This window comes from Mesorhizobium sp. M7A.F.Ca.AU.002.02.1.1, from assembly GCF_003998535.1.
Taxonomy (GTDB): domain Bacteria; phylum Pseudomonadota; class Alphaproteobacteria; order Rhizobiales; family Rhizobiaceae; genus Mesorhizobium; species Mesorhizobium ciceri.
Map to the genome: position 1 here is coordinate 1 of NZ_RZPB01000675.1, position 3,302 is coordinate 3,302.

The following is a 3,302-nucleotide window of genomic DNA, read 5'->3' on the forward strand; positions in this document are numbered from 1 at the left end:
CGATATCAGGCAGGTCGGAGGCCTGCGCACGGCGGAAGGTGATCATGGTGTCGAGATATCGCGAGGCGGCGGCAGCGGCAAGATTTGAATACGTTCCCACTAGGCGCGGGCTAAACTTCGCCCTCATAAACCCGCTGCGCCTGCGTCAGCGCCTCATCGAGCCGCGCGCCCTCGGCATATCCAGCCAGGTTCCGCGGCCGCTCCATGTCAGGCATCAGCCTCGGACACGGCTCGGCGGCGCCGACCACCATCCGCACCGGGATGACGCCGGCCCAAACCGGATGCCCGTAATCCTCCTCGTCGTCGCCGACGCCCTTGGCGCGTACCTTCGCCGATGCCTCTTCAATACGCATGCCGATCACCGTCGTCGCCTTGGCCTCCTGCGCCGAGATCGGCCTCAGGGTCTCGCTCCGGCCGGGATAGAAACGGTCGACGACGCCGGCCAGCGCCTTCAGTTTCTCCTGCGGCTCGTCGACGATTCGCGCCGTGCCGAAACACATCGCCGAGCGGTAGTTGGCCGAATGGTTGAAGCCCGAGCGCGCCAGCACCAGCCCGTCGAGATGCGACACCGTGAGACAGGCCGGCGTGCCGCCGCGCAGATTGCGCAGCATGCGGCTGGCCGACGAGCCGTGCCAGTACAGCATGTCGTCCTCGCGCCAGTGGATGGTCGGCGTGCAATAGGGCTGGCCATCGAACGTATAGGCGACATGGCACAGCAGCCCGGCATCCAGCACCGCGAAGACTGCCGCATGGTCGTAGCTGCCGCGCTCGTGCAGGCGCTTGACGCGGTTGCGGCTGGTGGTCGGAAAACTGGCTGGCGTGTCGTTCACGGCTTGCATCCTTGGTTGTCGTCTGCCAACCATGCGCCATGACATTGGTCGATAAAAGAACCAATCCCATGAAGAAAAACCGGACCAATTTTCCGGATTGGTCGGCGCTGATCCCGGTCCTGCCGGGCGACGGCCCGCGCAGCCGCGAGCTTTATGCGGCGCTCAGGCGGCTGATCGAGACCGGCGCGCTGGCCACCGGGGCGAAACTCCCGACCACCCGGGATCTCGCACAGCGCTTCGGCCTGTCGCGTTCGGCGGCGGTTGCCTGTTTCGAAATGCTGATCTCGGAGGGGTTTGCGGTCGCCAAGGTCGGCGCCGGCACCTTCGTCGCGCCTGATGTGCCGCATCTGCCGCTGACGCTGATCAAGCCGCGTCCAGCGGAGATCGACGTCGCGGCGTCGCTACCTTGCGGCCTTGGCGTTGCGGTCTCCGATCCGCGCACGCTTGATATGTTTCGCATCCTTCTGTCGCGCCACCTCACCCGCCCCGGACCGGAGCATTTCCGCTATGGCGACCCGCGCGGCGGCCTGCCGCTGCGCACGGCAATTGCCACCTATCTCAGGACCGCACGCGGCGTGCGCTGCGACGCCGGCCAGATCGTGCTGACGTCGGGCACGCAGCAGGGGCTCGATCTCCTGGTGCGTGCAGCACTTCGTCCCGGCGATGCCGTCTGGATCGAAAACCCCTGCTATCCCATGGCGCACGCCGTGCTGGCCGGCAGCGGGGCCACGGTTTTTGGCGTACCCGTCGACGCGGAAGGGCTCGATCCCGAGATCGGCGAAAGCCTGTGCTCCAAGGCGCGCGCGGCCTATGTCACGCCCTCGCATCAATATCCGCTCGGCGTGACGATGACGATGCGCCGCCGTCTCGCTTTGCTCGACTGGGCGCGGCGCAACGATGCCTGGATCATCGAGGACGATTACGACAGCGAGTTCCGCTATGCCGGCCCGCCGCTGACCTCGCTGCAGGGCATGGACGGCTCGGGCCGTGTCGCCTATCTCGGCACCTTCTCGAAAATCCTCTTCCCCGGCCTGCGCATCGGCTATGTCGTGGTGCCCGAAGCGCTGCTCGATGCCGTGATGGCGGTCAGGGCGCGCTCCGACCGCTTCCCCTCGACGCTGGCCGAAGGCGCGCTGACCGACCTGTTGAACGAGGGCCATTTCGCCGCGCATCTCAGGCGCGTGCGCCGCCGGGTGCAAGCCGCGCGCGACGTGCTGGTCGCCGGCCTCGAGACGCATTGCGGCGATGCCCTCGAGGTAACCGTGCCCGAACAGGGGCTGCACTTGATGGCGACGCTGAAGCACGCCGGGCCGGACACGGCGATCGTCGAGGCGGCGAAGGCGGCAGGTGTCGGCGCCAGGGCCTTGTCCTCGATGTTCATCGGCGGGGCGTCCCGGCAAGGCCTGGTGCTGGGTTTTTCCGGGTTTTCGGACGAGGAACTGATGGCCGCGACGGTACGACTGGGTGGGGTGATGGGCCGCAGTCCCGGCCGCCAAACTACCTGATCCTGCTCAAACAATCCTAGGGCGAAGCAGGAGCGCAGCTCCGTCTCGGAGGCCTTCGGATGACGAAGTCCTCAATCCCCATCGGCGGGCTGGGCCTTGCCGCACTGCGCCAGCACCTTGCCGATGGCCGCGCTTGAACCCTTCAGCGGAAAGCTGATCTCGCCATATTTGGCTGAACTGACCGACACATCGCCCTTGCCGCGCAACAGGTCGAGCAGCGGATCGGCTTTCGCCAGGTTGACCACGAAGTAGTTGTACATGGCCTCCAGCTGCAGCGCCTTAGTTACCGTCTTGCCGTCGGCCTTGAACGCGAACGAACCGCTGATGCCAGGCTCCAATTGCCGGCCGTTGGCGCCGAGATCGTAGCTCAGCACCGGCGTGTCGAAACAGGTCAGCATCAGATACGCATCGCCTTTCGGCCCGCCGCAGACCGAGGCCGTCAGCACGCTGCCGCCCTCGTCTTCCTCCATCCTGGCGCTCCAGCCGCCGCACGACGCGGCAAACGCCGGTTGCGCGGCCTGCAGGACCGCTACCGCACCGGCGACGACGAGATGTGCAACTCTCATGGCTCCCCCAACTGCCTTCAGGGCATTTGCAGCGCCCGTCGCAAGCATATAGGAAAAAGCGATCCGATGGCATTGCCCCTTGCGGCAGCCGGTCCTGTTTCGCGGAGAGTTGGATTGAGAGCCTGCATTCGCCTGTGTCTGTCCTTTGCCGCCCTGCTGGCCTTGCCGCTCACCGCTCATGCCGAGTGGAAGCCGGTCGAGAAGATCGAGCCCTACGCGATCTCGGGCCAGTCCGGCGCCGAACTCTACCGCTCGATCGGCGAGAAAGGGCCAAAGCTCGGCATTGCCCGCGCCATCGCCTACACCAATTTCAAGCTGACCTGGGGGCTAAGGGATTACAAGCCCAGCGGCAAGGACTGCGTGCTGACGGCCGGGCGGCCGAAGCTGATCGTCACCTACAC

The 3,302-nt window shown here is 66.1% G+C and carries 4 protein-coding genes; 2 read left to right on the forward strand and 2 right to left on the reverse strand.

Annotated elements, in window-relative coordinates; translation table 11 throughout:
- Positions 1–110: 110 nt before the first annotated feature.
- Positions 111–863: a pyridoxamine 5'-phosphate oxidase family protein gene (locus tag EN879_RS29190; RefSeq protein ID WP_063168570.1), complete on the reverse strand. Its 753-nt coding sequence runs from the start codon at positions 861–863 to the stop codon at positions 111–113.
- Positions 864–898: 35 nt separating this feature from the next.
- Here EN879_RS29190 and EN879_RS29195 point away from each other — a divergent pair, with 35 nt between their 5' ends.
- Positions 899–2,335 (forward strand): PLP-dependent aminotransferase family protein, encoded by a 1,437-nt coding sequence (locus EN879_RS29195; RefSeq protein WP_082826687.1) that lies wholly within the window; start codon positions 899–901, stop codon positions 2,333–2,335.
- Between the two features lie 71 nt (positions 2,336–2,406).
- Here EN879_RS29195 and EN879_RS29200 read toward each other — a convergent pair whose 3' ends face one another.
- Positions 2,407–2,901 (reverse strand): hypothetical protein, encoded by a 495-nt coding sequence (locus EN879_RS29200; protein WP_224621167.1) that lies wholly within the window; start codon positions 2,899–2,901, stop codon positions 2,407–2,409.
- A gap of 114 nt (positions 2,902–3,015) precedes the next feature.
- Between EN879_RS29200 and EN879_RS29205 the strand changes: the two genes are divergently transcribed.
- A partial coding sequence (locus EN879_RS29205; protein WP_127274420.1) for a DUF922 domain-containing protein occupies positions 3,016–3,302 on the forward strand: 287 nt, incomplete at its 3' end.